The sequence below is a fragment of the Neomegalonema perideroedes DSM 15528 genome (assembly GCF_000374145.1).
Taxonomy (GTDB): Bacteria; Pseudomonadota; Alphaproteobacteria; order Rhodobacterales; family Rhodobacteraceae; genus Neomegalonema; species Neomegalonema perideroedes.
The window spans coordinates 164,569-186,666 of record NZ_KB893654.1; the positions used below are offsets into that span (position 1 = coordinate 164,569).

Annotated in this window: 19 protein-coding genes and 1 other RNA gene; 11 read left to right on the top strand and 9 right to left on the bottom strand. The window is 68.8% G+C overall.

The features are described 5' to 3' along the window. Positions 1-16: 16 nt before the first annotated feature. A complete protein-coding gene (carA, locus tag B161_RS0107860; protein ID WP_018632822.1) occupies positions 17-1,204 on the bottom strand; it encodes a glutamine-hydrolyzing carbamoyl-phosphate synthase small subunit in 1,188 nt (395 codons plus the stop codon). 211 nt (positions 1,205-1,415) lie between these two features. On the opposite strand from carA, the gene B161_RS0107870 reads away from it, so the two are divergent. The 4 genes from B161_RS0107870 to aspS all read left to right on the top strand — a co-directional run bounded on the left by B161_RS0107870 (position 1,416) and on the right by aspS (position 5,386). Beyond that, a complete protein-coding gene (locus B161_RS0107870; RefSeq protein WP_018632823.1) occupies positions 1,416-1,883 on the top strand; it encodes a GatB/YqeY domain-containing protein in 468 nt (155 codons plus the stop codon). Next, a complete protein-coding gene (locus tag B161_RS0107875; protein ID WP_018632824.1) occupies positions 1,880-2,791 on the top strand; it encodes a YicC/YloC family endoribonuclease in 912 nt (303 codons plus the stop codon). The genes B161_RS0107870 and B161_RS0107875 overlap by 4 nt, the downstream gene beginning before the upstream one ends. A 28-nt stretch (positions 2,792-2,819) precedes the next feature. After that, positions 2,820-3,515 carry a guanylate kinase gene (gene gmk / locus B161_RS0107880; protein ID WP_018632825.1) on the top strand — a complete coding sequence of 232 codons (696 nt, stop codon included), beginning with the start codon at positions 2,820-2,822 and terminating at the stop codon, positions 3,513-3,515. Positions 3,516-3,604: 89 nt separating this feature from the next. Further along, the gene (gene aspS / locus B161_RS0107885) at positions 3,605-5,386 is read left to right on the top strand and encodes an aspartate--tRNA ligase (RefSeq protein WP_018632826.1); all 1,782 of its coding nucleotides are present in this window, start codon (positions 3,605-3,607) and stop codon (positions 5,384-5,386) included. A gap of 91 nt (positions 5,387-5,477) precedes the next feature. Here aspS and B161_RS20370 read toward each other — a convergent pair whose 3' ends face one another. From B161_RS20370 to B161_RS0107915, 5 genes are all read right to left on the bottom strand, one after another. Continuing rightward, a complete protein-coding gene (locus B161_RS20370; protein WP_018632827.1) occupies positions 5,478-5,984 on the bottom strand; it encodes a CsbD family protein in 507 nt (168 codons plus the stop codon). Positions 5,985-6,247: 263 nt separating this feature from the next. Further along, entirely contained in the window at positions 6,248-7,276 is a 1,029-nt protein-coding gene (nagZ, locus tag B161_RS0107895; RefSeq protein WP_018632828.1) for a beta-N-acetylhexosaminidase, read from the bottom strand. Beyond that, the gene (locus B161_RS0107900; protein WP_026310281.1) at positions 7,277-8,872 is read right to left on the bottom strand and encodes an SPOR domain-containing protein; all 1,596 of its coding nucleotides are present in this window, start codon (positions 8,870-8,872) and stop codon (positions 7,277-7,279) included. Between the two features lie 72 nt (positions 8,873-8,944). Then, a complete protein-coding gene (gene argS, locus B161_RS0107910; RefSeq protein WP_018632829.1) occupies positions 8,945-10,690 on the bottom strand; it encodes an arginine--tRNA ligase in 1,746 nt (581 codons plus the stop codon). 35 nt (positions 10,691-10,725) lie between these two features. Further along, positions 10,726-11,937: a deoxyguanosinetriphosphate triphosphohydrolase gene (locus tag B161_RS0107915; protein ID WP_018632830.1), complete on the bottom strand. Its 1,212-nt coding sequence runs from the start codon at positions 11,935-11,937 to the stop codon at positions 10,726-10,728. A gap of 120 nt (positions 11,938-12,057) precedes the next feature. Here B161_RS0107915 and erpA point away from each other — a divergent pair, with 120 nt between their 5' ends. The 3 genes from erpA to B161_RS0107930 all read left to right on the top strand — a co-directional run bounded on the left by erpA (position 12,058) and on the right by B161_RS0107930 (position 14,210). Next, a complete protein-coding gene (erpA, locus tag B161_RS0107920; RefSeq protein ID WP_018632831.1) occupies positions 12,058-12,393 on the top strand; it encodes an iron-sulfur cluster insertion protein ErpA in 336 nt (111 codons plus the stop codon). Positions 12,394-12,407: 14 nt separating this feature from the next. Then, positions 12,408-12,662 carry a hypothetical protein gene (locus B161_RS0107925; RefSeq protein WP_018632832.1) on the top strand — a complete coding sequence of 85 codons (255 nt, stop codon included), beginning with the start codon at positions 12,408-12,410 and terminating at the stop codon, positions 12,660-12,662. A 174-nt stretch (positions 12,663-12,836) separates the two neighbouring features. After that, positions 12,837-14,210, top strand: a complete 1,374-nt coding sequence (locus B161_RS0107930) for an MATE family efflux transporter (protein ID WP_018632833.1) — start codon at positions 12,837-12,839, stop codon at positions 14,208-14,210. Here the strand turns inward: B161_RS0107930 and B161_RS0107935 are convergent. After that, on the bottom strand, positions 14,207-15,505 hold the full coding sequence (locus B161_RS0107935) for a serine hydroxymethyltransferase (RefSeq protein ID WP_018632834.1): 1,299 nt from the start codon (positions 15,503-15,505) through the stop codon (positions 14,207-14,209). The genes B161_RS0107930 and B161_RS0107935 overlap by 4 nt on opposite strands. A gap of 300 nt (positions 15,506-15,805) precedes the next feature. Between B161_RS0107935 and B161_RS0107940 the strand changes: the two genes are divergently transcribed. Then, positions 15,806-17,407: a phosphoenolpyruvate carboxykinase gene (locus tag B161_RS0107940; RefSeq protein WP_018632835.1), complete on the top strand. Its 1,602-nt coding sequence runs from the start codon at positions 15,806-15,808 to the stop codon at positions 17,405-17,407. A gap of 234 nt (positions 17,408-17,641) precedes the next feature. Further along, on the top strand, positions 17,642-17,986 hold the full coding sequence (locus B161_RS0107945) for a hypothetical protein (RefSeq protein ID WP_018632836.1): 345 nt from the start codon (positions 17,642-17,644) through the stop codon (positions 17,984-17,986). 290 nt (positions 17,987-18,276) lie between these two features. On the opposite strand, the gene B161_RS17340 is transcribed toward B161_RS0107945, so the two are convergent. Together B161_RS17340 and B161_RS0107955 are read right to left on the bottom strand one after the other, a co-directional pair. Then, positions 18,277-18,924, bottom strand: a complete 648-nt coding sequence (locus tag B161_RS17340; RefSeq protein ID WP_018632837.1) for a hypothetical protein — start codon at positions 18,922-18,924, stop codon at positions 18,277-18,279. Positions 18,925-19,295: 371 nt separating this feature from the next. Further along, on the bottom strand, positions 19,296-20,039 hold the full coding sequence (locus B161_RS0107955) for a tetratricopeptide repeat protein (RefSeq protein ID WP_018632838.1): 744 nt from the start codon (positions 20,037-20,039) through the stop codon (positions 19,296-19,298). Between the two features lie 118 nt (positions 20,040-20,157). Here B161_RS0107955 and ffs point away from each other — a divergent pair. Both ffs and B161_RS0107960 read left to right on the top strand, forming a co-directional pair. Beyond that, an RNA gene (gene ffs, locus B161_RS19175) (signal recognition particle sRNA small type) lies at positions 20,158-20,253 on the top strand. A gap of 28 nt (positions 20,254-20,281) precedes the next feature. Then, the gene (locus B161_RS0107960) at positions 20,282-22,087 is read left to right on the top strand and encodes a DNA polymerase III subunit gamma/tau (protein ID WP_018632839.1); all 1,806 of its coding nucleotides are present in this window, start codon (positions 20,282-20,284) and stop codon (positions 22,085-22,087) included. Positions 22,088-22,098: the final 11 nt, after the last annotated feature.

Sequence of the window (22,098 nt, forward strand, 5' to 3'; positions counted from 1 at the left end):
GCGGATTTTCCTCCAATCAGCGAGCTTCGGCCATATTGCGCGCGAAACGCTCGAAAAGATAAAAGCTGTCGCGCGGGCCGGGGCTGGCCTCCGGGTGATGCTGCACCGAGAAGACGCGGCCGTTTTTGGCGCTCACGCCGCAATTGGTCTTGTCGAAGAGCGAGACGTGAGTCTCCAGCACGCCTTCGGGCAGGCTCTCGGAATCCACGGTGAAGCCGTGGTTCATCGACACGATCTCGACCTTGCCGGTCGAGAGCTCCTTGACCGGATGATTCGCGCCGTGATGGCCTTGCTTCATCTTCTTGGTCTTGGCGCCCAGAGCCAGAGCCAGCATCTGATGGCCGAGGCAGACGCCGAAGATCGGGATGTCGCGGGCGATCACGCCCTGAATCATCGGCACGGCGTAGGCGCCGGTGGCTTCGGGGTCTCCGGGGCCGTTGGAGAGGAAGACGCCGTCGGGCTTCTGAGCCAGCACCTGCTCCAGATCCGCCGAGGCGGGCAGGACGGTGACGTCGGCGCCGATCTCCACGAGGCAGCGCAGGATGTTGCGTTTGGCGCCGTAGTCCAGCGCCGTCACCCGATAGCGCGGCTTGGGGGCCGGGACATGGCCTTTCGGCCAGATCCAGCGGGCTTCGCTCCATTTATAGCTCTGGGCGCAGCTCACCTGCTTGGCGAGATCCGCCCCCACGAGGCCCTTCCAGGCCCTGGCCTTGGCGATCAGGGCCTCGATGTCGAAATTCCCCTCGGGGTCGTAGGCGAGGGCGGCGTGGGGCATGCCCTGATCGCGGATCAGGCGGGTCAGGCGCCGGGTGTCCAGACCCGCCACGCCGATCCGGCCGCGCTTGGCCAGCCAGGAATCGAGGGTCTCCAGAGCCCGCCAGTTCGAGGGCTCGGTGGGATCGAGCTTCACCACCATGCCGAGGGCCGCCGCGTCGGCGGATTCGTCGTCCTCGGGGGTCACGCCCGTATTGCCGATATGGGGGAAGGTGAAGGCCACGATCTGCTCGGCGTATGAGGGATCGGTCATGATCTCCTGATAGCCGGTCATGGCGGTGTTGAAGCAGAGTTCGCCGACCTTCTCGCCGGGCGCGCCGAAGCCGCGTCCGTAAAAGACCTGCCCGTCGGCGAGGACCAGAACGGCGGTGGGGCGGCGGAGGTCCTGAGAAGCTCCGGGCGCGGCGGTTTCGGCGGAATTTTGAGTCATGGCGCGTCTCCGGAAAAGCGAAAGGCCCTGCATCGGCGCCGCGGGACTTTTCCCGGCGTCGCGGGCGCGCCTCATGTAACGCCCGTCGCCCGGAGCGTCAAGGAAAGGCCCCGCCCGCGGGGCAGGCGCCCGGCGGCCTGCGGCGCGGCTTTGCGTCGCGCGCGCGAGGGCTATATAACCAGCGGTTCAAGAATTCGGGAGGATTCGCTTCATGTCGCAGCCCGCGCCGCGCCTTGCGCTCAACGCCGCTTTGAAACAGGCCATGCTCGCGCGCGACGCGGCCCGGCTCTCGACCATCCGCATGATGATCGCCGAGATCCTCAAAGCCGACGTCGAGGCGCGGGGCGCCGGCGCCAAAGAGGCCGCCGACGCGGATCTGCTGTCGGCTTTCGCCAAGCTCGCCAAAAGAGGCGAAGACTCCATCGCGCAATATGAGGCGGGCGGACGTCAGGATCTCGCCGATAAGGAGCGCGCCGAAATCGCGGTGATCCGCGAATTCCTGCCTCAGCCCCTGACCCCTGAGCAGACCGCCGAAGCCGTGCGCGCCGCCGTGGCCGAAACCGGCGCCTCCGGCCCCCGCGACATGGGCAGGGTCATGGCCGCGCTCAAGGCCGCCCATGGGAGCCGCCTCGACATGGGCGCGGTCGGGCCTTTGGTCAAAGCGGCGCTCGCCGGATGAGCCGCCTGCGCGCCGCCGCTCAGCCGGGCGAGACTCAAAGCATGACCGGATTCGCCGCCGCCGAAGGCGAGGCGGGCGGCCTGCGCTGGCGCTGGGAGCTGCGCAGCGTCAACGGGCGGGGGCTGGAGATCCGCCTGAGGCTGCCCCATGGCTGGGATTCGCTCGAACCCGACGTGCGGGCCGCCGCTCAGGCCCGTTTCGAGCGCGGTTCGCTCATGGCGAGCCTCAATCTCGCGCCCGTCGCCGCCGGAGGCGCCGCCGAGGGCGAGGAGTTCGCCCGCGCCGCCCGTCGGGTGGCCGCCGCGCGCAAGGCTCTGGAGGCTCTGGGCCTGCCGCTCGCGCCGGTCGCGGCGGAGGCGCTGCTCGCGCTGGAGACCCAGCGCCCCGTCGAGGCCGCGCCGAGCCCCGCGCTCACGCAGGCCCTGCGCATCGGCTTCGACGACGCGCTGCAGGGCCTCGCGGCCGCCCGCAAGGCCGAGGGCGCGCGGCTCAAGACCACCCTCGCGGGCCATGTGGCGACGGTCGCGCGGCTCGCCGCCAAAGCCGAAGCCGAAGCCGCCGAGGCCGGACTCGCCGCCGCCGCGACGCTCAGGACTCAGGTCGAGGCGCTGATGGAGACGCGCGGCGAGCTTGATCCGGCGCGTCTGGCGCAGGAATTGGCGCTTCTGGCGGTGAAATCCGACGTGCGCGAGGAGATCGACCGTCTGCGCGCCCACGCCGCCGCCGCCGAGGCGCTGTTGGAGCAAGGCGGCGCCGTCGGGCGCAAGCTGGACTTCCTCGCTCAGGAGTTCAACCGCGAGGCCAATACGCTTTGCGCGAAATCGCCCTCTCTGGAGCTGACGCGGACGGGGCTCGATCTGAAGCTCGCCATAGATCAGCTGCGCGAGCAGGCCCAGAACCTCGAATGATCCTCCCTTCACGGAAAGACCGCCGCTCATGACTCAAGGCGACGCCGAACGTCTGCTTCAAAGCGCCCGCCCCGAAGCCCGCTTCTCCCGACGCGGGGCGCTGCTGGTGCTCTCCTCGCCTTCGGGCGCCGGAAAGAGCAGCCTCGCGCGGGCCTTGCTGGCTTCGGATGCGGAGCTGAAGCTCTCGGTTTCGGCGACCACGCGCCCCATCCGTCCCGGCGAGGCCGAGGGCCGCGATTATTTCTTCATGACCCGCGCCGAATTCCTTAAAAAGGTCGAGACGGGCGAGATGCTCGAATGGGCGGAGGTCTTCGGCAATCTCTACGGCACGCCCCGCGCGCCGGTGGAGACCTGGATGGATCAGGGCCTCGACGTGCTCTTCGACATCGATTGGCAGGGCGCGCGGCAATTGCGCGAGGCCGCGCCGGAGTCGGTGGTCGACGTCTTCATTCTGCCGCCCTCGCTGGAGGAGCTGGAGCGCCGTCTGGTCTCGCGCGGGCAGGATTCCGCCGAAGTCGTCCGCAGCCGCATGGCCAAGGCCGAAGCCGAAATGAGCCATTGGAGCGAATATTCCTATCTGGTGCTCAATGAGGATTTCGACGGCGCCTTGCGCAAGCTCGCGGCGATCCTGCTGGCCGAGCGGCTGAAGCGGGTCCGCCAACTCGGGCTCGGGGCGCAGCTGAGCGCGCAATTGACGGTGGCTCTGGCGACGCGGGCGATTTAGAGCCCCGCCTCCCGCCGGAGCCGGACTTGACAGGACAGGCCCCGCATGCGCTTTTGCGCCCGATTCCGCGACCTCCCGGAGAATTCCCGATGCATCTCTATCGCAGCCAGACTTGCGGCGAGCTGACCGCCGCCAACATCGGACAAAGCGTCCGGCTTTCGGGCTGGGTGCATCGCGTGCGCGATCATGGCGGCCTGCTCTTCATCGATCTGCGCGATCATTACGGAATCACGCAGATCGTGGTCGATCCCGATTCGCCCGCCTTCAAGGAGGCCGAGGCTCTGCGCTCGGAATGGGTGGTCCGCATCGACGGCGAGGTCAAGGCCCGCCCCGCCGAGACGGTCAACAAGGCTCTCCCCACCGGAGAGGTCGAGGTCTTCGCCCGCGCCATCGAGCCGCTCAGCCGCGCCGAGAATCTGCCTTTGCCGGTCTTCGGCGATCAGGATTATCCCGAAGAGACCCGCCTGAAATATCGCTTCGTCGATCTGCGCCGCGAGGCGCCTCACGCCGCGATGAAGCTGCGCAGCAGCGTCATCCGCCGTCTGCGCGAAATCATGTGGGATCTCGGCTTCACCGAATATCAGACGCCGATCCTCACCGCCTCCAGCCCCGAGGGCGCGCGCGACTTCCTCGTGCCTTCGCGGCTCCATCCCGGCAAGTTCTACGCCCTGCCTCAGGCGCCGCAGCAGTTCAAACAATTGCTGATGGTCGCGGGCTTCGACCGCTATTTCCAGATCGCCCCCTGCTTCCGCGACGAAGACCCCCGCGCCGACCGCTCGCCGGGCGAGTTCTATCAGCTCGACATGGAGATGAGCTTCGTCACGCAGGAGGACGTGTTTCAGGCCGTCGAGCCTCTGATGCGCGGAATCTTCGAGGAATTCGGCAAGGGCCGTCCGGTCACGCCGGAATTCCCGCGCATCCCCTATCGCGAGGCGCTGCTGAAATACGGCTCGGATAAGCCGGATCTGCGCAATCCCATCGTCATGCAGACCGTGACCGAGCATTTCGCGGGCTCGGGCTTCAAGGTCTTCGCGGGGATGATCGAGAAAGACCCGAAAGTCGAAGTGCGGGCCATTCCGGCGCCGGGCGGCGGCTCGCGCGGATTCTGCGACCGCATGAACTCATGGGCGCAGAAGGAAGGCCAGCCGGGCCTCGGCTATATCTTCTGGCGCGAGGAGAACGGCGCGCTCGACGCCGCCGGACCCATCGCCAAGAACATCGGGCCGGAGCGCACCGAAGCCATCCGCCAGCAGCTTGGGCTGAAGGCCGGAGACGCGGTCTTCTTCGCCGCCGGAAAGCCCGAAGCCTTCACCGCCTTCGCGGGCAAGGCGCGCAACGTCGTCGGAAGCGAACTCGGCCTCACCGCCAAGGACCGCTTCGATTTCTGCTGGATCGTCGATTTCCCGATGTATGAGTGGAACGAGGAAGAGAAGCGGGTCGATTTCTCGCATAACCCCTTCTCCATGCCGCAGGGCGGGCTTGAGGCTCTGAACACGCAGGAGCCGCTCGACATCCTCGCCTATCAATATGACATCGTGTGCAACGGCGTGGAGCTCTCTTCGGGCGCCATCCGGAACCATCTGCCTGAGGTGATGCTGCGGGCCTTCGAGATCGTCGGCTACGACGCCGCGACGGTGGAGGCGCGCTTCGGCGGCATGCTCAACGCCTTCCGTTGCGGCGCTCCGCCCCATGGCGGCATCGCGCCGGGCGTGGACCGCATGGTCATGCTGCTCGCCGACGCCGAGAACATCCGCGAGGTGGTGCTCTTCCCGATGAACCAGCGCGCCGAAGACCTCATGATGGGCGCTCCCGCCGAGGCCACGCCGCAGCAATTGCGCGATCTCTCGCTGCGGATCATTCCGCAGAAGTGACGGCCTCCGTGGTTCGGACCTGAAAAAGCCCCTCATTCTTGCGAATGGGGGGCGAGTTTTTGGAGAGGAACCTCAGAAAGGGAAGGCGTCGTCAGCCCGCGTCGCGGCGGGATTTCAGAGCGCGGCGGGCCTGATCGGTCCAAGCCTCGACCTGACGCTCGGCCTCCTCCTTGGCGTAGCCGTATTTCTCCTGAAGCTTGGCCGCGAGGCGGTCGGCGCGCCCCTCGGCCTCGTCCAGATCCGCGTCGGTGAGCGCGCCCCATTTCTCCTTGAGCGATCCGGCCATGTCGCGCCAGCCCTCCACGACTTCGCTCAGCACGCCGGAATCTCCGGAGGCTCGCGCCGCCTGACGCGCCGCCGCGGCGTCGCGCGCTTCGTCGGAGGTCACGCCGCCGTCGTCGGCGAGCCGCGCGGACCAGTCGTCCGCCTGTTTCTCGGCTTCGGCCTTGGCGTAGCCGTAACGCTGCTGGAGCTTGCCCGCGAGCTTGTCGCGCGCGCCTTCGATCTCCAGAAGATCGTCGTCGGTGAGTTCGCCCCATTTTTCTTTGGCGGCGCCCTTCAGCTGCTTCCAGCGGCCGGCGAGAACATCCCATTCCATCTTGCGTCTCCTTCGTCTCGTCGCCCGCCGGAGGGCGGGCGTCGGAGAGAATCGGCGGCCTCAGGGGGCGGATCGCAGCCGCTCCCGGAGGCCGATGAAAAATCGACGCTTTACGATGTAGGGGGCTGGGCGGCCGCCTCCAAGAGGGACGGCGGAGGGTTTCCGCCGCGATGCGGCCCCGATGCGGCGGAGATCCGCATCAGGAGGAAACCTAATCTTTTGGATGGGCTATGTTTTCCCGCTCCGGCGCCCGCCCGGATTTTTTATGCGGAATGGAGCTTCGCCCGCGCCTCGAAGGCGCGCCAAAGCGCCAGATCGGCCTCTTCGTCGCAAGCGGCCTCGCGGATGGCGAGGCGGGCGGCGTCGGCGGCCTCGGCGCGGCGGAGCGCCTCGCCCGTCAGCGGCGAGAGGGCGCGGGCCACCGGCGCCATCTCCTCCATCTCGCCGTTGCAATGGAGGATCATGTCGCAGCCCGCCGCCAGAGCCTGACGGGCGCGGCTCTCGAAATCGCCGGAGAGGGCCTTCATGGAAAGATCGTCGGTCATGAGCAGCCCGTCGAAGCCGATGGCGCCGCGGATCGCCTCCTGAACCACCTTGCGCGAGAGCGTGGCCGGGGCCTCGGGGTCTATGGCCTCGAAGACGATGTGTCCGGTCATGCCCAAGGGGGCGTCGGCGTGCTGGCGGAAGGGGGCGAAATCCACCCGCTCCAGCTCTTCGCGCGAGGCCGTCACGCAAGGGAGGTGCAGGTGGCTGTCCACCATGGCCCGGCCATGGCCGGGGATATGCTTGATCACCGGCAGCGCGCCGCCCGAGGTCAGCCCCTCGCGCAGGGCGAAGCCGCGCCGCGCCACGGTCTCGGCGTCGAGGCCGATGGCGCGGTCGCCGATGATGTCGTGGCCGCCGGGGACGGGCACGTCGAGCAGGGGCGCGCAGCAGACGTCCACGCCCACGCCGCGCAATTCGGCGGCGATGAGCCGGAAGCGCGCCGTGAGGGCGGCCAGCTTCTCGGCCTCCTCAAGCCGGGCCTCCATGCCGAGGAGCGGCGCGGGCCACGTCCGCCAATGCGGCGCCCGCAGACGCGCCACGCGGCCGCCTTCCTGATCGATGAGGATCGGCGCCTCGCGGCCGACCGACTCGCGCAGATCGGCGGTCAGACGGCGTAATTGCTCCGGGCTCTCGACGTTGCGCCGGAAGAGGATGAAGCCCCAAGGCGAGACCTCGCGAAAGAACCCGCGCTCTTCATCCGAGAGCGCGGGCCCGAGGCATCCGAAGATGACCGGAGAAGCCGCCATTTACGAGGGCGGGGCGTAGCAGTCGACGCCGCGCGCCTGAAGCGCCGCGCAGAGGTTCCGCGCCGAATTCTGATCGGCCAGCGGACCCGCGCGCAGGCGGAAGAGCTGTTGTCCGGCGCCGGTGGTCACCGGCTGGATGTCCAGACGCAGCGAGCCGAGCAGATCGGGATTGCTCCGCTGAAGCGAGGCCCAGCGCTGCTGCACCTGATCCGGCGAGGGCAGGGCGCCGAGCTGGATCTGCGCCCCGCGCGCCGCGGCGGCGGGCTGCGGCTGGAATTGCGGCTGCGGCTGGAGGTATTGGGGTTGGGCGGCGGCGTATTGCGGCTGAGCGGGCGGTTGGGCGGGCGTCTGGGCGAGGCGGATGGCCTCGGCCTGAGCGCGCTGCGCCTCGATCAAAGCGAGGCGCTGGGCTTCGGCCTGAGCCGCCGCCGCGCGCGGGTCGACGCCCGCCGCCGTGGCCGCGAAATCCTGACCGAGGGTCATGGTGGCTTGGCCGGGCGCGAAGACGCGCGGCTGAGCCTGAACCTGAGACTGCGGCGCGAAGCCGGTGGGCGCGACGGGCTGAGCCTGAGCGGCCGGGGCCGCGCTCACGTCGATTCCGGCGACGGCCCGCACCTGCGAGACCACGCTGGACGAAGCGGCGGGCGTGGGGCGCGGACGCGGCGGCGGAGAAGCCTGCGGCGCCTCGGCGAGGGCCGCGCCTTCAGCCGTCGGAGCGGCCTCCGCGGCGGAGGCGAGGACGCCCGCGGGAGTCGCGACCGAGGGGCCGATGGGCGCGACGCCGCCCGGGGCGGCGAAGGGCGCGCCCGCGTTCGGAATTCCGGCCTGCGGCTGAGTCTGGGCTTGGGCGGCCTGAACCGTCGGGCCGCGCGGGGCGGCGCCGGGCGCGGCTCCGACGGGGGCGCCGAGCGCGGTGGAGGCCACGGGCCCAAGGCCCGAGGGCGGGGTGGCTCCGCCTGCGGCGGCGGCCTGAGAGGCGCGCGGGCCGAGAGGCCCCGAAGCCGAGGCGGCGGGCGCGCCCGCGCCGCCGCTGGAGGAGGAGAGCGCCGCCGCCAGACCCGGCGCCGCCAGATCGCGCTCGGGCGCGTTCAGCGCGAAGGTCTCGCCCGGACGGGTCATGTCGGCGCGCGGCGGCACCGCCGCCAGACCGATGCTGTGGATCTCGGTGTTGCGGGCGCGCAGGGCGATGGAATCCGCCGATTCCACCGCGCGAGCGGCCATGGGCCCGGCGGGGCGCTCGGTCTCCTCGGCCGACTGGAATTCCGTGACGCGGGCGCTGGCCGGCTCGATGGGGCGCGGCCCGAGGCTCTCATAGGCGGCGCGGGCCTGATCGGGCGCCACGAGTCCGCCCGGCTCCTCCGGGGGGCTGCGCAGCGGCTCGGCCGGGGCCGAAACCACCGTGATCGGCTCGCCGTTGGCGGCGACGATGGCGCGGGTCTCGGCGCCGGCGGCCTCGCCGGGGCGCTTGCCGAATTGATAGGCCGAATACATCACGCCTCCGACGAGGGCGACGCTGAGAAGGGCCAGAAGGCCCCCCCGACCGCCGCCGCTCTGAGGGGCGGAAGCTTCGGGAGTGGTCGTGTTCTGCGTGGTCATGATCCTGCTCGAAGCGCTGCGCGCCCCCTCCTCAGCCTTGACGGTCTGCGCCGAAGATGTGTTTCAGTAAGGTTAGCGCATTTCGTCCATCGGCGTCACGCCCAAGATTCGCATCCCATTCGCAAGCGTCAGTTGAGTCGCCCGCACGAGCGCGAGGCGCGCCTTGGTGCCTTCGGGATCCGAGGCCTGCACGAAACGAAGCTCCTCCTCCTCCTTGCCCCGGCTCCAGAGCGCATGGAAGACGCCCGCCAGATCATAGAGGTAGAACGCGATGCGATGCGGCTCCTGAGCTTGGGCGCCGCCCTCCACATGGCGCGGAAATTCGGCGATTTTGCGGATGAGCGCCATCTCGGAAGGATGGTCCAGCAGATCGGCGTCCGCCGTGGCGAGGGCCGCGTCGTCGAAGAGGAGGCCCGCCTCCTGCGCCTGACGCGCCAAAGAGGCCGTGCGGGCGTGGGCGTATTGCACGTACCAGACGGGATTGTCCTTGGATTGCTCCAGCGCCTTGTCGAAGTCGAAATCCAGCTGGGCGTCGTTCTTGCGCATGAGCATGACGAAGCGCGCCACGTCCGGCCCGACCTCGTCGATGACGTCGCGCAGGGTGACGAAGTTCCCCGAACGCTTCGACATCTTATAGGGCTGGCCGTTCTTGAAGAGGTTGACCATCTGGCAAAGCCGGACGTCCAACGGCGTGCGGCCTTCCGTGAGCGCCGCCACCGCCGCCTTCAGCCGCTTGACGTAGCCGCCGTGATCGGCGCCCAGAACGTCGATGAGCAGATCATAGCCGCGCTGGGTCTTGTCGTAATGATAGGCGATGTCCGGGGCGAAATAGGTCCAAGAGCCGCCGGATTTGCGGATGGGGCGGTCCACGTCGTCGCCATAGGCGGTGGAGCGGAAGAGCGTCTGCTCGCGGGGCTCCCAATCCTCGGGCAGCTTGCCTTTCGGGGGCTCCAGCACGCCGCGATAGATCAGGCCCATGTCCTCAAGCCGCCCGATGGCCTTCTCCACGGCCCCCGATTGCGCGATGGCCTTCTCGGAGGAGTAAAGATCCATATGGATGTTGAGCGCCGCGAGATCCTCGCGGATCTCGTCCATCATGCGGGCCACGGCGAATTCGCGGATCGGCTCCAGCCAGACCTCTTCGGGCTGGTCCACGAAGCGGTCGCCGAATTCGGCCCGCAGAGCCGCCCCCACGTCGCGCAGATATTCGCCCGGATAATAGCCCTCGGGAATCTCAATGGAGCGGTCATGGGCTTCGAGGTAGCGCAGATAGGCCGAGCGCGCGAGGGTGTCGACCTGCCCGCCCGCGTCGTTGATGTAATATTCGCGCGTGACCGACCAGCCCGCCGCCTGCAAGAGGCTGGAGAGGGCGTCCCCGAAGACCGCGCCGCGCATATGGCCCACATGCAGAGGCCCGGTCGGATTGGCCGAAACGAATTCGACGTCGACGCTTTTCCCCGCGCCGATCTCCGAGCGGCCCCAAGCCGCGCCGAGATCCACGGCCTCGCGCAATTCGGCGCGCCAGACGGCTTCATCCACCCGCAGATTGAGGAAGCCGGGTCCGGCGGGCTCCGCCGAGCGCACCTGAGGATGCGCCCGCAGCTTCTCCGCCAGAGCCTCCGCGAGGTCGCGCGGGGCCATCTTCGCGGGCTTGGCCAGCACGAGCGCGGCGTTGGTGGCGAGATCGCCATGGGCCGGATCTCGCGGCGTCTCCATGGCGACGGCGGCCGTGTCGAGGCCGGAGGGGACTCGGCCCTCCGCCTGCAACTGCGCGAGGGCGTCCAGAACGACGGAGCGGAAATCGGCGAAAACGGTCATGATGATGCTGCGAATGCCAAAGATAAGGACGCCTGTCAGGCGCGAAAGCTTGGGTCGGTGAGCCGACGATGCTCCTCCAGAGCGAAGCGGTCGGTCATGCCGGCGAGGTAGTCGGCCGCGCGCCGCGCCCGCGCCGCTTCGGAGTCGGTCGTTTCGGTCTCGGGGCCGCGCCAGTCCTCGGGAAGGAGCAGCGGATCCGCCAGAAACGAGTCGAACGCCTCGCGCAGCGCGCGCTGGCCTTTGGCCGCCATGCGCCTGACCTTGTAGTGACGATAGACTCGCTTGAAAAGGAATTGTTGGATCGCCTTCAGCTCCCTGCGGATATGGGGGCTGAAATCCACCAGCGGGAAGGGCGCCGCGCGGACGTCCTCAGGAGTCCGCGGCGCGGCCTCGGCGATGCGGCGCAGGGATTCCCTGAGCGCGTCCTCCATCAGCCGCCCGAACATCCGCCGCAGGGCCTCATGGCGGCGGCGTTCGGGATCGAGGCCGGGGCGCAGGCGGTCGATCTCGGCGAGGCATTCGCCGATCAGGGGCAGGGGCTTGAGGTCGTCGAGGGTGAAGAACTCCGCCCGCAGCCCGTCTTCGAGGTCATGGGTGTTATAGGCGAGATCATCGGCGATGGCGGCGCATTGGGCCTCGGCGGAGCTTTGCCGCCAGGGGTCGAAGTCGATCCGCTTGGAGGCTTCGCGCAAGGCCCAGGGCAGGGCGTCGAGGCTCTCGCCCGGCTTGAGCAGAGGCCCGTTATGTTTGGCGACGGCCTCCAGCGTGGTCAGATGGAGGTTCAGCCCGTCGAAATCGGCGTAGCGGCGCTCAAGGGCGGTCAGAATGCGGATCGCCTGAGCATTATGGTCGAAGCCGCCCCAAGGGGCCATGACCTCGTTCAGAGCCTCCTCGCCCGCATGGCCGAAGGGCGCGTGTCCGAGATCATGCGCGAGGGCCGTCGCTTCCGCGAGGTCTTCGTCCAGCCCCAGACGCCGCGCCAGAGCCCGCGCCGCCTGAGCCACCTCTAAGGTATGGGTCAGGCGGGTGCGGATGTGGTCGCCATGGGGATCCACGAAGACCTGAGTCTTATGCTTCAGCCGCCGGAAGGCCTCGGAATGCAGAATCCGGTCCCGGTCTCGGGCGAAAGGGGCGCGATGGGCGCTTTCCGGCTCGGGATGGAGCCGCCCCAAAGCCGGATCGGCGAAGGCGGCGAAGGGCGCGCGCGGAGCCTGAAAAGGCTGCAAGGCGGAGGAAGAGGAGGTCATCGCGGGGGGCCCTCTTGAAATTAAGCCGGTCGAAGAGCGATATTGCAGGACGAGTCCCTGACGGAAGGCGAAGGCCGCGCCTCACCCCTCCGGCGGGTCCGAAATCCGAGGAGACGCGTCATGACCTCCGAAATCGCCTTCGCGCCCGCCGCCGCCCGGCGGCTCAAGCAGATCCTGAAAGAGGAAGGCGGCCCCGAAAAAGCCTTGCGGCTTTCGGTGCAGGGCGGGGGCTGCTCGGGCTTTCAATATGAATTTGCGCTGGAGGAGGCTCCGCCGCAAGAGGACGACCTCGTGGTGACCACCGACGGGGCGCGGCTTTATGTGGATTCCGTCTCGGTTCCCTTCCTCGAAGGCTCGGTGGTGGATTACGAGGACGTGCTGATCGGCGCGCGCTTCGTGGTGCGCAACCCTCAGGTGAAGTCGGCCTGCGGCTGCGGCGTCAGCTTCGCGCTGTAAGCGAAGAGCCGGGGGTGAGCGAGGCGAAAGCGCGGCCTTTAGGGCGGCGGCTGGCCGACGTCTTCGGGGCGGCGGCGGCTTTCGGCGCGCCCTATGCGCTCTTCAGCGACCTCTTCGACGATGGGGCCGTGAATCGCGGGTGGGGCTGGAATCTGATCATGGGCGCGGCCTTCGGCCTGACCATGGTCGCCGTGAAGAGCTTCATCGCCCGGCGCTTTCCGGCGAAGACGAAGATGGGGGCTCCGCCTTCGCGAAACCCCCGCGATTGAGGCGCCTCGGCAGCCGCGCCGTCGCTTTTCTCCCACGCTCGGCGCCTGTTCCGGGGCCGGCCCTCGCCGGCCTCTCGCTTTCGCGCCGGGAAGGGCGTAGGGGGAACGCAGGCGCGCGGCCCGAAGCCGCGCCCCTGAGCCTCATTTTCCCCTGATCGCCTTTTTGGTGCCGTCATGCGCGACTTCAGCGCCGAATCTTACGATTCCTCCCGTGATTTTCCGGTCACGAACCGGGCCGTTCTGGCCATCGCCGTTCCCATGTCCCTCGCTTATCTGACGACGCCCTTTCTCGGCGTGGTCAACACGGCGGTGGTCGGGCGCATGGGCGAGGCCGCCCTCATCGGCGGATTGGCCGTCGGGGCGGTGGTCATCGACTTCGTTTTCAGCTGCTTCAACTTCCTGCGCTCGGGCACCACCGGACTGGTGGCGCAGGCCCTCGGCCATGGCGACGAGGCCGAGGAGCAGGCCGCCTTTCTGCGCGCGGCGGCGGTGGCTCTGGCGGCGGGCGCGATTCTGGCTCTGGCGGCGCCTCTGGTCGCCTGGGCGGGGCGGGCCTTCATGCAGGCCGATCCGGCGGTGAGCGCCGCCATGGAGGTCTACGTCCGCATCCGCATGCTCGGCGCGCCGCTGATTCTGCTGAATTACGCGATCCTCGGCTATGTGCTGGGGCGCGGCGAAGGCCGGACGGGCCTCGGGATTCAACTCGCGCTGAACGGGGCGAATCTGGTCCTCTCGCTGAGTCTGGGGCTCTGGATGGGCTGGGGCGTGGCGGGGGTGGCTTGGGCGACCATCGGCGGCGAGGCTCTGGCGGCCATCGTGGGGCTGGCGCTCGTGAAGCGGCGTTTCGCGCGGGCCAAGGCCCGGCCGAGCCGGGCGCTTCTGCGCGATCCGGCGGCTTTCCGGCGCATGATGGCCATGAACGGCGACATCATGGCGCGCTCCTTCGCTTTGCTCTGCGTTTATCTGCTCTTCGCGCGGCAGGGGGCGCAATTCGGCCCGGAGGTTCTGGCGGCCAACGCGCTGCTGATGAATCTCTTCGTGCTGCTGACCTTCTTCATGGACGGCTTCGCCATGGCCGCCGAGCAGATGGGCGGACGCGCCTATGGCGCGGGCCTGCGCCGGACTTTCCTGCGGGCGGTGCGTCTGACGACGCTCTGGTCGGCGGCGATGGGGCTGGTCTCGGCGGGCTGCATCCTGCTCTTCGGCGACCGGCTGGTCTCCGGCATGACCAATCTGCCGGAGGTGCGGGCTCTGGCCCATGAGCATCTGCTCTGGGCGGCCTTCGCGGGATTCTCGGGCTTCCTCGCCTTTCAGATGGACGCCGTCTTCATCGGCGCCTCATGGTCGCGCGACATGCGGAACCGCATGATCCTCTCGGTGGCGATCTTCGTCGCGGCTTTGTGGATGCTGATTCCGCTGTTCGGGAATCATGGGCTTTGGGCGGCGCTGCACGTCTGCTTCGTCGCGCGGGGCCTGACGCTCTTCGCCCGGCTGCCGAGGCGGATGCGGGAGGGATTTCCCGCCTCCGCGCCCATCATGGCCGCCTAACTGACGAAGCGGAAGCCCGTGAAGCGGCGGCGGAAGGCCGAGACCTCCGCCGCGACGCTCTCCGGCGCCTCGTAAAGCGCCCGGCCGATCAGCCGCGCGAGTTCGGGCGCCTCCTGAGGCGTCAGGCCGCGCCGGACCATCTCCGAAGTTCCGAGCCTCAGCCCGTCGCCCTCCGGGATCGGCAGGCCGATGGCGCAGGCCAGCAGATTAGCCTTCCTCAGGCGCTGAGCCATGGCGCCGCCGCCGCCCCAGTCCTTCGCCTCCAGAGCCAATTGATGCGAGCGGGTTTCGCCGTAAACCGGCAAGCCCTCGGCCCGGAGCGCCGCCTCCAGAGCCTGCGCCGTTTCGACCATGGCGCGGGCGTAGGCGGGGCCGTTGGGCGCGCGCCAGTCGAGCAGGGCGTAGGCGAGGGCGGCGGCCTTGCCGGGATCGGAATTGGCGGTGAGGCCGGGAAAGGCGATGGCGTCGAGCCTCTGCGCGAGATCCGGCTCATTGGTCAGGATCAGCCCCGAAGGCGGCCCGCCGAGGCTTTTATAGCAGCTCATGGTGAGGAGATGCGCGCCCTCCTTCAGCGGATTGGGCCAGACCCCGCCCGCGATGGGGCCGGAGAGATGGGCCGCGTCGAAGAGGAGCTTCGCCCCGACCTCATCGGCGATGCTCCGGATTTCGGCCACCGGATGGGGCGTGAAGTTCAGGCTGCCGCCGATGCTGATCAGCTTGGGCCGGAGCCTCAGGGCCTGTTCGCGCAACAGCTCCAGATCGACCGTATAGGCGCCGGAGCGGTCGGGCGCGGAGTTATGGACCTCCAGCCCGTAAAGCCCCGCCGCGCCGGGCGTCTGATGGGTCACATGGCCGCCGATGGCCGCCGGAGGCGTGATCACGCGGTCGCCCGCCTTGGCGCAGGCCATGAAGCTCATGAGATTGGCGAGGGCGCCCGAAGGCGCGCGGATCTCGGCGAAGCGGGCTCCGAAGATCTCCATGGCGAGGTTGCGGGCGATCTCCTCGATCTCTTCGATCGCCTCCAGCCCGGTCTCGTATTTCGCCCCCGCATGGCCGAGCGAAGGCCGCGAGCCGAGCCCCTGCGCAAGAGCCGCCTCGGCCCGCGGATGCATGACGTTGGCGGCGGGATCGAGGTTCACGCAGTCCTCGTCATGGATTCGGCGATTCCAGAGAATCAGCCGATCCAGCTCCGCCCGCAGCTCCGCCGAGCTGGCGCCCTCCAGCCGCGCGGCGATCTCCGTCGCCCGCGTCGCGCTTTGCGCGGCGAGCCATGTCCTGCCTTCGCCTTCCGCCATGACGGCCTCCCTTTTAGCTTTCTGTCGTTTTCGGCCTCGAATCCGGCGCGAAACTTGCTCTGATCGGCCCTCGCGACGCTCTTCGGCGCGGCGTAGTCTGGCCCGAGCCGCCCGGAAATCCAAGCCGGAGCGCAAGGCCGCATGACGCCTCTGTGTCGGAATGGCGCGGTAAGATCCTTGCGGGGCTTCTTTTCAAGAGACATGAAAATTGCTATAAGGATTCCGTAGGGTTTTAGAGGACGCGTCGCCTGCGAGGCGGCGCTTTCGGGCTTTTGCGGACGGCTGATCAGGAGACGCGTCGTGACGAATTCAGGCTTGCGGAATGAGGCGCTGGGCCTCGAGAAACTGGGTCTGGAGGCGCGTTCTGTCTCCTGGAACGACCTGCCCCCGGTTCTGGCGCAGCGCGCCGTGCGGAGCGGCGAGGGCGAATTGCTGCTCGGCGGCGCTCTGGCCGTCAAGACGGGCAAGCATACGGGCCGCTCGCCCAAGGATAAGTTCGTCGTCCGCGAGCCCTCGGTCGAGAATTCGATCTGGTGGGAGAACAACCGCCCCCTCGCGCCCGCGGCCTTCGAGACGCTCAAGGCCGACATGTTCGCCCACGCCAAAAGCCTCGACCTCTACGCGCAGGATCTCTACGGCGGCGCCGATCCGGCTTATCGGCTGAACGTCCGCATGGTCACCGAACTGGCTTGGCACGCGCTTTTCATCCGCCAGCTTCTGCGCCGTCCCGAAGCCGCCGAGCTGGCGAGCTTCTCGCCTGAGTTCACCATCGTCAATCTTCCGAGCTTCAAGGCCGATCCGGCCCGCCACGGCTGCCGCAGCGAGACGGTCATCGCCATCTCCTTCGAGCAGAAGCTGGTGCTGATCGGCGGCACCTCCTACGCCGGCGAGAATAAGAAGTCGGTCTTCACGATCCTGAACTACCTGCTTCCGGCCAAGGGCGTCATGCCCATGCATTGCTCGGCCAACCACGCCCGCGGCGACGCGGCGGACGCGGCGGTCTTCTTCGGGCTTTCCGGCACCGGCAAGACCACGCTTTCGGCCGATCCCTCGCGCATCCTCATCGGCGACGACGAGCATGGATGGTCCGAGAACGGCGTCTTCAACTTCGAAGGCGGCTGCTACGCGAAGACCATCCGCCTCTCCGCCGAGGCCGAGCCTGAGATCTACGCCGCCACCTCGAAATTCGGCGTGGTGCTGGAGAACGTCGTTTACGACGAGCGCACCCGCCTGATCGACTTCGACGACGGCTCGCTGACCGAAAACACCCGCGTCGCCTATCCGCTGGACGTGATCGCCAACGCCTCGGAGACCGGCCTCGGCGGCTTCCCGCGCAATGTGGTCATGCTCACCTGCGACGCCTTCGGCGTGCTGCCGCCTATCGCGCGGCTGACTCCGGCTCAGGCGATGTATCACTTCCTTTCGGGCTTCACCGCCAAGGTCGCGGGCACCGAAAAGGGCGTCACCGAGCCCGAGCCGACCTTCTCCACCTGCTTCGGCGCGCCCTTCATGCCGCGTCATCCGCGGGTCTACGGCGACCTGCTCCGCGAGAAGATCGCGCGGCACGGCGCGAGCTGCTGGCTGGTCAACACCGGCTGGACCGGCGGCGCCTACGGCGTCGGCAAGCGCATGCCGATCAAGGCGACGCGCGCGCTGCTCACCGCCGCGCTGGACGGCTCGCTGAACAAGGCGAAGTTCCGCAAGGATCCGAAATTCGGCTTCGAGGTTCCGCTCGAAGTTCCAGGCGTGGATTCCTCCCTGCTCGACCCGCGCGGCACTTGGGCCGACGCCTCCGCCTATGACGCTCAGGCCGATAAGCTGGTGCGCATGTTCATCGAGAACTTCGCCCAATATGAGGAGCAGGTCGGCGAGGAGATCCGCGCCGCCGCCCCCGGCCGCTGAGCCGCCGTCCTTCGCGAGGGGCCTGAAGCCCCGCCGCGCGCCGATCTGCGCAAGGCCGTCCCGTTTCGGGGCGGCCTTCGTCTTTTTTTGAGCCGGAGACGGGAGTTCTCCCGCGATCCGCCACGAAAAAACAAGGAGTTAGACCATGGATTGCGCTTGCATGAGCTTTGCATCCCTCCCGGCGAGACCTTCAGACGAAGGTTCTCCCCGGACTTAGGCTCAGGAGTGAAGCATATGTTTAAAAAACGCGCCGCGGCCGCCGTCGCCCATGAGAGCCGCACCTCCGATCGTCGTCTCGCCGCGGGCGTCCGCGCGGTTCTGGATGGTCATTACGTCTCGGTGCTCGACATCTCCTCCGGCGGTTTGCGGGTCTCCGTGGCCTCTCCGCCCCGCGTGGCGCTGCTGACCGTCTACGAGAACGGCGCCAAGACTCTGGAGACCCCCGCCGTGCTCTGCTGGCGGCGCGGCCATGAGGCCGGATACGCCTTCCGCCGGAATCTCGGGGTCTATCAGGTGAATCCCGCCGAGCATCATCAGCGCCGCAACGGGTCGGCTCTGCGCGCGCGCCTCGGCTTCTGAGGCGCTGCGGGCCGCGCCCTGCTGAGAAGGGGCTCCTCCCTCATGGAAACGCCCTCCCCGAAATCCCGGAGAGGGCGCCGTCGAAAGCGAGGAGAAGCCGTCGCGGCTCTCGCCCGTTCTCCGCAAGGGAGGACGGACGAGGGCTGAAGCGTTTTCCGGCGAAGCCGGACTGGAGCGTTTTCCGGCGAAGCCGGAGGGGCTTCGCCTCGTGAACGCGCCGCCAAGCGAAAGCCGAGAGCGTTTCACGACGCAGTTTGGTCGGGAAGGCGCTCTAAGCCGCGGCGCAAGCCTCAGGCGTGCTTGCTCTTCTTGCCGCCATGGCTGCCGCCGTGGCCGCTCTGAGAGCCCCAATTGCTCCCCCAGCTGCCGCCGCCGTGGTTGTTGTTGGAGCCGCCGGTCTTGCCGCCGCCATGCGAGCCGCCTTTGCCGCCCTGAGAGCCCCAGTTGCCCCAGCTGCCGCCGCCGGCGTGATGCGAGCCGCCGCCTTTGGAGCCGCCCTTAGAGCCGCCCTTGCCGCCCTGAGAACCCCAGTTGCCCCAGTTGCCCCAATTGCCGCCGCCGTGGTTGTTGGAGCCGCCGGTCTTGCCGCCGCCATGCGAGCCGCCCTTGCCGCCCTGAGAGCCCCAGTTGCCCCAATTGCCGCCGCCGTGGTTGCTGGAGCCGCCGGTCTTGCCGCCGCCGTGCGAGCCGCCCTTGCCGCCCTGAGAACCCCAGTTGCCCCAGTTGCCCCAATTGCCGCCGCCGGCCTGATGCGAGCCGCCGGTCTTGCCGCCGCCGTGCGAGCCGCCCTGAGAGCCCCAATTGCCCCAGCTGCCGCCGTGGTTGCTGGAGCCGCCGGTCTTGCCGCCGCCATGCGAGCCGCCCTTGCCGAAGATGCTGCCGCCGCCGAAGCCGCCGAAAGAACCGCCTTTGCCGAGGCCGCCGATGTTCAAGCCCATGATCGAATCCTTTGCAGTTGAAGACGGCGCCCACCCGCTGGGGCGTTCCGTCTTTCGTTTCGATATGGATCACAGTATTGCGATTGATTTACAGTCGGCAAGCATAAACGTATCAAATAAATACAATATAGCCTTTAGGTTATAAAATCCCCGGTTTGAGCCTGAGCCGCGCTAAAAACTTCCTTCCTCGGAAAAACGTATAAATACGGATCCTTAGATTGGGAGGTATACAGCCATGCTCCTTTTTGACGTGATTCGAAGTCTTGATTCGGGATGGAGAAGGGGAGGCGTTCTGGAGGAAGGCGCTTCGATTTGGGGCGGGCGCGCCGCTCCGCCCCGGAGAAGGAGCGGCGGCCCGTGAAGCGCGCGCTCTAGCGCAGCGCCGCCCGCGCCAGAGCCGCGCCCGCGCCGTTCGGATCGCGCGCCAGAGCCTCGCGCCAATCGGCCTGAGCCCCCGCCGAATCGCCCAGAGCCCGCCGCGCCGCGCCGCGCTCGTAGAGCGCCAGACTCGAGGAGGGCGCGAGCTGGACCGCCGCCTCGGCGCTGCGCAGGGCCCCCGCCGCGTCGCCCGTCCGGCGCAGAGCCGCCGCATGGAGGCTGCGCAACTCCGAATCCTGCGGCGAAAGCCGGATCGCCTCCGCCAGATCCGCCGCCGCGCCCGCAGCCTCGTTCAGAGCCGCCCGCGCCCGCGCCCGGCCTTCATAGGCCGCCGCGCTCGGCGCCGCGCTCAGGGCGTGGCCGTAATCGGTTTGGGCGCCCGAGGCGTCGCCGCCCTCCAGCCGCAGATCCGCCGCCTGAAGGAAGATCTCGCCGCGCTGGGCCGCCAGAGGCGTCTCCATGGCCAGAGACTCCAGCGCCACGGCGGCCTCGAGCCCGCGCCCCAGCCCGGCCAGAGCCATGGCCTCGCAATGGCGCGCAGCAGCTCCGCCGCCTGCGCCGCGCCAGCCTTGGGCCTCGGCCAGAGCCCCGGCGGGGTCGGCGGCCGCCCGCGCCGCGCAGGCCTCGTAACGGTCGGCGGGATGGGCGGCGCTCGGGGCGGCGCTCGGGGCGGCGCTTTGCGCGAAGGCGGGCGCCGCCGGAATCAGAAGCAGGGAAAGCAGAGACAGGGCGCGCATGGGGCTTCCTTAAAGAGCGGGGTCGAAAGGCCGCGCAGTCTATCCCTCCCGGCGCCTCCATGCGAGGCCCCCGCCTTCTCCCCTTGCGCAAAGCCGCGTGAGGCCGATATAGAAGCGGCGGGAGGTCGTGCGGGCGAAAGCCTCGCCAACTCGGTCAGGTCCGGAAGGAAGCAGCCGTAACGAGACCGCTTTCGGGTCGTGCGGCCTCTCCCGAGATCCGTTCCTTATGTTCAGGAGGCTGCATGTCCGGCGGCGCCGCGGACGGAGCGGAAGGCGCGGGCTATCTCGTGCTCGCCCGCAAGCATCGTCCCCAAACCTTCGACGCTCTGATCGGCCAAGAGGCCATGGTCCGCGTATTGGCCAACGCCTTCGCGGCCGGACGCATCGCGCAAGCCTATGTGCTGACCGGCGTGCGCGGCGTGGGCAAGACCACCACGGCGCGGATCATCGCGCGCGGGCTGAACTGCGTCGGGCCGGACGGGACCGGCGGGCCCACCATCTCGCCTTGCGGAGTCTGCGAGCCCTGCCGCGCCATCGCCGAGGGCCGCCACGTCGACGTCATCGAGATGGACGCCGCCTCCAACACCGGCGTCGACTCCATGCGCGAGGTCATCGAGAACACGCGCTATCGGCCCGCTTCGGCGCGCTTCAAGGTCTATATCGTGGACGAGGCGCATATGCTCTCGACCTCGGCCTTCAACGCCTTGCTGAAGACCCTCGAAGAGCCGCCGCCGCATGTGAAGTTCCTCTTCGCCACCACCGAAATCCGCAAGATGCCCGCCACGATCCTCTCGCGCTGCCAGAGGTTCGATCTGAGGCGCGTGCCCGTCGAGCGCATGGCGGCCTATCTGGGCGAATTGGCCGGGCGCGAAGGCGCGAAGCTGGAGCCGGAGGCTCTGGCGCTGATCGCGCGGGCTTCGGAGGGCTCGGTGCGCGACGGGCTGTCGATTCTGGATCAGGCCATCGCCACGGCGGCGGGCGCGACCGCCTCCGCCGAAGAGATCCGGAGGATGCTGGGCCTCGCGGATCGGGCGCGGATCTACGATCTGCTCGACCATATCCTCAAGGGCGCCCCCGCCGAGGCTCTGACGGAATTGCGCGACCAATACGCCGCCGGGGCCGATCCGGCGGGGATCCTCCGCGAATTGGCCGAGGCCGTCCACGGGCTTTCGGCGCTGAAGGTCTCGCCGGAGCATATCGACCCGGCGCTCTCCTCGGAGGCTCAGGCCCGCAGCCGCGCCATGGCCGAGGGGCTCGCCATGCGCACGCTCACGCGGCTCTGGCAGATGCTGCTCAAGGCGCTGGAGGAGGCGGATCAGGCGCCCTCCGCGCTGATGGCCGCCGAAATGGCCGTGATCCGCATCTGCTGGGTCTCCGATCTGCCGAGCCCTGAGGAGATTCTCAAACGTCTGGAGGCCGAAGGGCCCGCCGCGCCCGCCTCCGGTCCTTCGGCGCCTCCCCCTTCGGGCGGCGGGGGAGGGGGCGCGCGGGCGGCTCTGGCTTTGGCGGCGGCTCCTCAGAGCGCGCCCGCGCCCTTGGAGGCCGTCGCGCCGCAGCATGACGCCGCGCCGCAGGATCTTCAGGCGCTCTCCGCGCTCTTGCGGGCGAGGAAGGAGCTGGTCCTCGCGCTGGAGGTCGAGCGGGGCCTGCGCCCGACGCGCTTCGAGCCCGGACGCATCCTCTTCGCGCCCTCCGAATCCTATGGCGGCGAGGCCGCCTTGCGCCTTTCGCAGAAGCTGGCCGCCTGGACGGGCCGTCCCTGGCTGATCGAGCCCGACGAAGCCGCGCCGCCCGCCTCCGCCGCGCCCGCCAGCTTCGCCGAGACCCGCGCCGCAGCCGCCGAGGCGCTGAGCGCGCGGCTGAAGGCCGATCCCGCCGTGGCGGCGCTTCTGGCGGCCTTTCCGGGCGCGGAGTTGTTGAAATCGGCGCCGCCTTCCGTCGCGGCCTCCGCCGCCGAGCTCCTTCCCGCCGAATCTCCGCCGCTCGACGATGGGGAGACGCCGGAGGATCTCGACGCCTACGGCGCCTTCGACGACGAAGCCCCTTAAGGAGAAGATTG

Coding starts and splice junctions, on each gene's coding strand:
- B161_RS0107935 (WP_018632834.1), bottom strand. CDS start 15,505: ATGGCGGAAGGCGAAGGCAGGACATGGCTCGCCGCGCAAAGCGCGACG.
- B161_RS0107930 (WP_018632833.1), top strand. CDS start 12,837: ATGCGCGACTTCAGCGCCGAATCTTACGATTCCTCCCGTGATTTTCCG.
- B161_RS0107945 (WP_018632836.1), top strand. CDS start 17,642: ATGTTTAAAAAACGCGCCGCGGCCGCCGTCGCCCATGAGAGCCGCACC.
- B161_RS17340 (WP_018632837.1), bottom strand. CDS start 18,924: ATGGGCTTGAACATCGGCGGCCTCGGCAAAGGCGGTTCTTTCGGCGGC.
- B161_RS0107900 (WP_026310281.1), bottom strand. CDS start 8,872: ATGACCACGCAGAACACGACCACTCCCGAAGCTTCCGCCCCTCAGAGC.
- erpA (WP_018632831.1), top strand. CDS start 12,058: ATGACCTCCGAAATCGCCTTCGCGCCCGCCGCCGCCCGGCGGCTCAAG.
- carA (WP_018632822.1), bottom strand. CDS start 1,204: ATGACTCAAAATTCCGCCGAAACCGCCGCGCCCGGAGCTTCTCAGGAC.
- B161_RS0107870 (WP_018632823.1), top strand. CDS start 1,416: ATGTCGCAGCCCGCGCCGCGCCTTGCGCTCAACGCCGCTTTGAAACAG.
- nagZ (WP_018632828.1), bottom strand. CDS start 7,276: ATGGCGGCTTCTCCGGTCATCTTCGGATGCCTCGGGCCCGCGCTCTCG.
- gmk (WP_018632825.1), top strand. CDS start 2,820: ATGACTCAAGGCGACGCCGAACGTCTGCTTCAAAGCGCCCGCCCCGAA.
- B161_RS0107915 (WP_018632830.1), bottom strand. CDS start 11,937: ATGACCTCCTCTTCCTCCGCCTTGCAGCCTTTTCAGGCTCCGCGCGCG.
- argS (WP_018632829.1), bottom strand. CDS start 10,690: ATGACCGTTTTCGCCGATTTCCGCTCCGTCGTTCTGGACGCCCTCGCG.
- B161_RS20370 (WP_018632827.1), bottom strand. CDS start 5,984: ATGGAATGGGATGTTCTCGCCGGCCGCTGGAAGCAGCTGAAGGGCGCC.
- B161_RS0107875 (WP_018632824.1), top strand. CDS start 1,880: ATGAGCCGCCTGCGCGCCGCCGCTCAGCCGGGCGAGACTCAAAGCATG.
- aspS (WP_018632826.1), top strand. CDS start 3,605: ATGCATCTCTATCGCAGCCAGACTTGCGGCGAGCTGACCGCCGCCAAC.
- B161_RS0107955 (WP_018632838.1), bottom strand. CDS start 20,039: ATGCGCGCCCTGTCTCTGCTTTCCCTGCTTCTGATTCCGGCGGCGCCC.
- B161_RS0107960 (WP_018632839.1), top strand. CDS start 20,282: ATGTCCGGCGGCGCCGCGGACGGAGCGGAAGGCGCGGGCTATCTCGTG.